Here is a 6,987-nt window from a genome sequence, read left to right as displayed (position 1 = left end):
GATACGGGTGCGTTCTTCGTTTCTGATTTGTCTGGTGTTTTCGCGTAAAGAAAAGTTTCCAAAATTATAAATAAAACCCATTTGAAGGTATTGGTTTTCCTCGATGGCGAAATAACTGTTCCTTTGATTCAAAAAGTCTGCTCGCAATCTTCGGCTTGTAGTGTTAAAAATATCATTTGCCGTAAGGGATAGTGAAGCTCTATTGTCCCAGAGTGATTTTCTTACGCCCAGCGAAACCGTCGTAAACGGGTCCATAATATACGTTCCAAAAACAAATCCTGTGAGATGTGCAAAAGTTAAATCTGCCGTGAGTGTTTTGTCTTTTGAGAGTGTAAATGAGTTGTAGATTTGGATAAACATTCCGTTTGTTTCCAGAGTAACCAACTCATTATTGCTTTCGATGGCGATAAAGGTGTTTTCTTCGTGAAACATCGCTACGTAATTGCTAAAATACCACCAGCTTTTAATGCTTCCTGCATAATGGAAGTTAAAGCCCCAACCTTTTCTTTCAATCATATTTGTTGAAACTGACCTGAGAAATTGTTCGTCATTGTTTTGAAAACTCAACACTTCTATGTCGTTTTTTGTGGTACGGAAGTAAAGTTCAAAATTGTATTTGCTTTCAATTAAATAATTGATGCTGTACCTTTCGGTAATTGAAGGAACCAAATCGGGGTTTCCGGAAGTAAAATTATTTTCATTAATAAAATACTTGAATGGATTTAGTAAATCATATCTGGGGCGTGAAATGCCCTTATTGTAGGCCGCCCCAACGCTGTGGTTTTCATTGGGTGAGTAATTCAGTATAAAAGAAGGAAACCAATCCATATAATCGTTTTGGGATTTTTCATTCATAGAAATGGAGTTGCCCTCAGTTTCAGTGTATTCACCCCTTAGCCCCGCTCTAATTCTCCAGTGATCCCAATTTTTCGCAAAGCTTACATATCCCGAAAATATGGTTTCATCATATATAAAATTATCTGTAAATTCAGGGTTGGGCACGAGTGTATTATCTATCTCATTGAAAAAGTTCATAGCACTCTCTGATTCAATGACAGAACCTTTAACACCGGTGTCAAAATTCATCCCAAAAAGTTCGGAAGAAAAATCAATTTGGCCAATATAAATATTGATTTGTTGGTATGAATCTGTTTTGAATGCGCTTGAGCTTAATGAATTTCCGCTTGGCGAAAAGTACCCTGTAGTTAAGTGCTGATCTCTGTTGTGCTCAAAGTTAGTGTAGTGCATATTTGCTTTTATATTGGCGCCTTTTTCATTAATCACGTGGCTAAAAGTCGCATCGAGTGCAATGTTGTGTTTTTCAATTTCCAGATGGCTGTTTGTGTTGAAAAGCGAGTCAATTGTTTTCGAAGCATTTAAAATTTCGGTAACTTCTTTGTTTGAATATGTTGTTTTCGGATCAAGAAAAATCGAGGAGGAAATATTTAAATTACTTCTTTCGCTCAATGTAAAATCCAGAGCCGCATTTATGTTGTGAAGTTCAGAACGGGTAATTCTTTCAAAATCTGTATCCCAGTAATTTGTAATGTTGTTTTGCGCATCAAAAAAAGTGATATCGCTCAGGTCATTTTTGTGCTCTTTTCTCCTGTTCAGGCTGTAATCAACGGCAATATTGACCCATTCGTTTTTAAAATAATGCGCGGTACCCACCCTGTATTTTGGAAATATGGCTTGTGTTATTCCGCCGGAAATATTCCCTTTATAGCCCGGGGTTATGTTTTTACTGGTAACAATGTTCAAAACCATTCCACTGTCGGCATCATACCTGGCCGAAGGGTTTGTAATCACCTCAATGCTTTTAATGTTTGTTCCCGAAAAACTTTCCAGAAGGCTTCTAAGTTCATCTGCGGTAAGGCTTACTTTTCTATCGTTGATATAAACCGTTGCCGGTTGATTTCTAATGGAAATGCTGTTTTGCTGAACGATAACACCGGGGGTTTTGCTTAAAATATCCCAAGTACTTCCCAATGAAAGGGAGGTGTTTTCAACGTTAAAAATCAAACGGTCGATTTCTCTTTGAACTGTGGGTTTTTGTATACTTAAAGTAACTTCATCCAGAAACTCTGAAACCTCATTTATGATTAATGTTCCCAGATTTAAGTCAGAATCAACATTTAAATCTCTGTTGAGGTCCTCATAGCCAATAAAGCTGGCTTTAAAAATATAACCTCCTTTGTTTACATTTGAAAATTCAAAATATCCATTTTCATCTGTTGACGTTCCTGTAACAAAAACGGAGTCAATTTGTTTTAATAAAACAACATTGACAAACGAAACCGGTTTTGCTTCCTGATTAGTTATAAAACCATTCACCTGATATTGTTGAGCCATCAAGCTGCCCACAGAAAGTAAAAATAGAAATAGGGTTCTCAACATTCTTAAACTTTCAAAAGAGTGAACGACCGGGTGTGTTTTTTTGGGGCGGTAAACAACCAGTCTAAACTAACGCTACAAAATTGTTAAAAAAATATTAATAAAACACGATAAATTGCCGTTTTTTTTGATTAAGTGTAAATCCCAGCTTTAAAAATGATTTTTGTAAGTGATGACTGGAAATAAATTATATTTGCAAATTCAAAAGATTGAGAGGCGGAAAAGCATGAAAAACATTAGAAATTTTTGCATCATTGCACACATTGACCACGGAAAAAGTACTCTGGCTGACAGGCTATTAGACGCTACTGGCTCTGTAACATCACGAGAAAAACAAGACCAGTTACTCGACAATATGGATTTGGAGCGCGAGCGTGGTATTACCATTAAAAGCCATGCTATCCAAATGGAATACACTTACAAGGATGGAAAATACATTTTAAACCTCATTGACACACCTGGCCATGTCGATTTTTCATACGAAGTATCCCGTTCTATCGCTGCCTGTGAAGGCGCGCTACTGATTGTAGATGCCGCCCAAAGCATACAGGCACAAACCATTTCAAACCTCTATCTGGCGCTTGAAAACGATCTGGAAATCATTCCGGTTTTGAACAAAGTAGACCTTCCCAGCGCAAACCCCGAGGAAGTAACCGATGATATAGTCGAGTTGTTGGGATGTGCCCACGAAGATGTGATTCCCGCCAGCGCCAAAACAGGTGTTGGTATTGATGAAATTCTTGCGGCCATCATCGAACGCATTCCCCCACCAAAAGGTGACGAAAACGAGCCTCTTCAGGCCTTGATATTTGATTCGGTTTATAACCCGTTTCGCGGCGTGGAAACCATTTTCCGCGTGATAAACGGAAGTATCAAAAAAGGGCAAAAAATTAAGTTTGTTGCCACAGGTAAGACATACGATGCAGACGAAGTGGGAACCCTTAAATTAAAACAAGCTCCAAAAAACGAAGTCAAAGCCGGAGATGTGGGATACCTCATCACCGGGATAAAAGATGCCCGCGAAGTTAAAGTGGGTGATACTATTACTGACGCCCTCAATCCCTCCAAAATTACTGTGGCAGGTTTTGAAGATGTAAAACCCATGGTTTTTGCCGGAATTTATCCTGTAGACACCGAAGATTATGAAGAGTTGCGCTCTTCCATGGAAAAACTACAACTCAATGACGCTTCGTTAGTTTTTATTCCTGAAAGCTCTGCCGCTTTAGGGTTTGGCTTTCGCTGTGGATTCCTGGGAATGTTACATCTTGAAATCATTCAGGAGCGGCTGGAACGCGAATTTGACATGACGGTTATTACCACTGTCCCCAACGTATCATATCACGCTTTTTCCACAAAACACCCCAATGATGTTATCATTGTAAACAACCCGTCAGACTTGCCGGATCCTTCAAGTCTTGACCGTGTTGAAGAGCCTTATATCAAGGCAACTGTCATCACCAAATCTGACTTTGTGGGCAACGTGATGTCACTTTGTATAGAAAAACGGGGTATGATTACCAATCAAACTTATTTGACCCCTGAACGTGTTGAGTTGACTTTTGACATGCCCCTGGCTGAAATTGTCTTCGACTTTTACGACCGCTTAAAAACTGTTTCTAAAGGCTATGCTTCGTTTGATTACTCCCCCATCGGGATGAGAACTTCAAAATTGGTGCGGGTAGATATCCTTTTAAATGCGCAGACAGTCGATGCCCTTTCGTCGCTGATTCACGTTGATAACGCACACAATATCGGCAAGAAAATGTGTGAAAAACTGAAAGAACTTATCCCTAGACAGCAATTTGATATTCCTATTCAGGCGGCAATTGGTTCAAAAATCATTGCCCGGGAGACTATCAAGGCACTCAGAAAAGATGTTACTGCAAAATGTTATGGTGGAGATATTTCGCGGAAGCGAAAACTGCTTGAAAAACAGAAAAAAGGTAAAAAGCGTATGCGTCAGGTGGGTAATGTAGAAATTCCGCAACAGGCGTTTATGGCGGTGTTGAAGTTGAACGATTAATTGCAGCTCACCCCTTCATTCACCAAACCTTCCAGATAAATATTGTATTTCACTCCGGTGTCTTGACCATTTACTGAGGCATTACCATTGGCTTCCTTACACAATTCAAAGGCCATTGTAATCTCTGAACTGCAAGTACTGCATGTTACTAAATCATCACTTTTACAGGAAAAAATAAGTAGTGAAAACATAGAAAGAATAAAAAATGCTTTTTTCATGAAGTTAGGATAAGGTTTCAAAGATACCTAACGAAAATGAAAGCTGTTTTCGTGTGTGAGGATTTTTGTTAAAAATCGCATAAATAAAGTTTCCAAGCCGCTACTAAATGCTCCACTTTTCTTATTTTGCATCGCATTAATATTTTAACTCATGAAACTTTATCCAGTAGAAGCCGGAAATTTTAAACTCGATGGCGGTGCCATGTTTGGAGTGGTGCCCAAATCCCTTTGGAACAAAACCAATCCTGCAGATTCCAACAATATGATTGACATTGCCGCGCGCTGTCTGCTTATTGAAGACGGCAATAGGCTGATCCTGATTGATAACGGCATGGGCGACAAACAAAGCGAAAAGTTTTTTGGCTACTACTTTCCCTGGGGCGAACACAATCTCGATGATTCCCTGAAAAACCATGGGTTTCACCGTGATGATATCACCGATGTGCTCCTCACCCACCTTCATTTTGATCATTGTGGCGGAAGCATTCAATGGAACAAAGACCGCACAGGCTATGAGCCGGCATTTAAAAATGCACGGTTCTGGAGCAATTTAAAACACTGGGAATGGGCCACAAACCCCAATGCCCGGGAAAAAGCCTCTTTTTTAAAAGAAAATATAATGCCCATTATGGAAAGCGGGCAACTGAATTTTATTCAGCGTACGGGCGAAACCTTCCAATCTCAAACTGAATTTAATTTCGGTATCTTTTTTGCAGACGGTCACACCGAAAAGCAAATGGTTCCCATGATCAATTATAAAGGAAAAACCCTGTGTTTTATGGCCGATTTGATGCCCACTGCCGGTCATGTGCCTTTGGCATTTGTGATGGGCTATGACACCAGGCCGCTATTAACGCTTGAAGAAAAAGCGCTGTTTTTAAACAAAGCCGCTGATGAAGGCTATTATCTTTTTCTCGAGCACGATGCCCATCAGGAAATCATTACCGTTGAACACACCGAAAAAGGCGTAAGGCTCAAAGAACGCTTTTCATTTAACGAAATTTTCAATTTATAAATATGCTTAAACTTTTTAAAACTTTCGCCTTAACGACTGCACTAATCTTACTATATGGGTGCGGAACATCAATATCATCGCAGGCTCAGCCCATACAAGTTTCTTCAATCGTTCCGCAAAAAGTTGCTGAATTAACCGACGAACAATTAAAAAATTGGTTTCACTTAGACCTTGTGAAAGATACCATCCCCGGAATGAGTGTTCAGCGCGCTTATGACGAAATCATTAAAAACCGTAAAGGCCAAACCGTGATTGTGGGCGTGATTGACAGCGGCATTGATATAGAGCACGAAGATTTAAAAAACGTCATTTGGACCAATCCCGGTGAAATTCCCGGCAACGGCATAGATGATGACGGCAATGGATATATAGACGACATCCACGGCTGGAATTTTCTGGGCGATATTGTTGGCGAGCAAATGGAATATGTGAGGATTATGCTCAGGCTTGCGCCGAAATATGAAAATGTCATAAAAAGTGATGTCAACCCGACCGATTTGGAGGAATATTCCCTTTATTTAAAGGCCAGGGAAGAGTATCTGAAAGAAAAGCAAGAGGCGCTGAGCAGCAAGATTCAATATGAGTCTATTTATGATATTGTGAAATCGGCTCACGATAAGGTTTCCGAAAAATTACAAAAAGAAGACTACACCCTTGAAGATTTAAGCGCACTTGAAAATGAAATTTCCTTACAGCGGGATATCTTTTTTTTGGGGCAAATGTTTTCATTTAACGATAATATCCCTGAGGTTATAAAGGAGGTGGGCGATGGTGTAAAATACTTTTCTTCACGTTTGAACTACCACTTTAATGTCAATGAAGATTTCAGGGCAACACTTGGAGATGACCCTTATGACATTACTGATGTTCCCATTGGAAACAATCAGGTGAGCGGACCGGACCCTAAGAAAGAAGACGCCAAGCACGGCACCCATGTTTCAGGAATTATTGCCGCACAACGCAACAACGGCATTGGAATGAATGGCGTGGCTCAAAGTGTTCAGATTATGGCCATCAGGGCTGTGCCTGATGGTGATGAATATGACAAAGACATCGCGCTGGCTATCCGTTATGCGGTAGATAATGGCGCAAAAGTCATCAACACCAGCTTTGGAAAAATGTATTCAACAAATCCAGAGTGGGTCTATGATGCCATCAAATATGCATCAGACAATGATGTGCTGATTGTCAACGCCGCAGGAAATGATGGTTTTAACTTGGATGACGAAAACCTTACTGTTTTTCCAAATGATCAAAGAATAGCAAACCCTAACCTAACAAATTCTTTCCTGACAGTGGGCGCACTAAACTATGTCTACGGCGAAGAAATGGTCGCT

General features: G+C 40.0%; 5 protein-coding genes. 3 read left to right on the top strand and 2 right to left on the bottom strand.

Annotated features, from left to right (window positions below; genetic code table 11):
* A partial coding sequence (locus tag AC6F75_RS11830; RefSeq protein ID WP_500715223.1) for a TonB-dependent receptor domain-containing protein occupies positions 1–2,397 on the bottom strand: 2,397 nt, incomplete at its 3' end.
* 223 nt (positions 2,398–2,620) lie between these two features.
* Between AC6F75_RS11830 and lepA the strand changes: the two genes are divergently transcribed.
* On the top strand, positions 2,621–4,417 hold the full coding sequence (gene lepA / locus AC6F75_RS11825) for a translation elongation factor 4 (RefSeq protein ID WP_500715222.1): 1,797 nt from the start codon (positions 2,621–2,623) through the stop codon (positions 4,415–4,417).
* Here the strand turns inward: lepA and AC6F75_RS11820 are convergent.
* Positions 4,414–4,635 (bottom strand): hypothetical protein, encoded by a 222-nt coding sequence (locus AC6F75_RS11820; protein WP_500715221.1) that lies wholly within the window; start codon positions 4,633–4,635, stop codon positions 4,414–4,416. The two genes, lepA and AC6F75_RS11820, sit on opposite strands and share 4 nt — an antisense overlap.
* A 151-nt stretch (positions 4,636–4,786) precedes the next feature.
* Between AC6F75_RS11820 and AC6F75_RS11815 the strand changes: the two genes are divergently transcribed.
* On the top strand, positions 4,787–5,650 hold the full coding sequence (locus AC6F75_RS11815; protein ID WP_500715220.1) for an MBL fold metallo-hydrolase: 864 nt from the start codon (positions 4,787–4,789) through the stop codon (positions 5,648–5,650).
* 173 nt (positions 5,651–5,823) lie between these two features.
* On the top strand, positions 5,824–6,987 hold a 1,164-nt coding region (locus AC6F75_RS11810), incomplete at its 3' end, for a S8 family serine peptidase (RefSeq protein ID WP_500715219.1).

This window comes from Planktosalinus sp., from assembly GCF_059864935.1.
The sequence above is the reverse complement of the archived record's forward strand: the minus strand, read 5'-3'. Positions and strand labels throughout refer to the sequence as shown.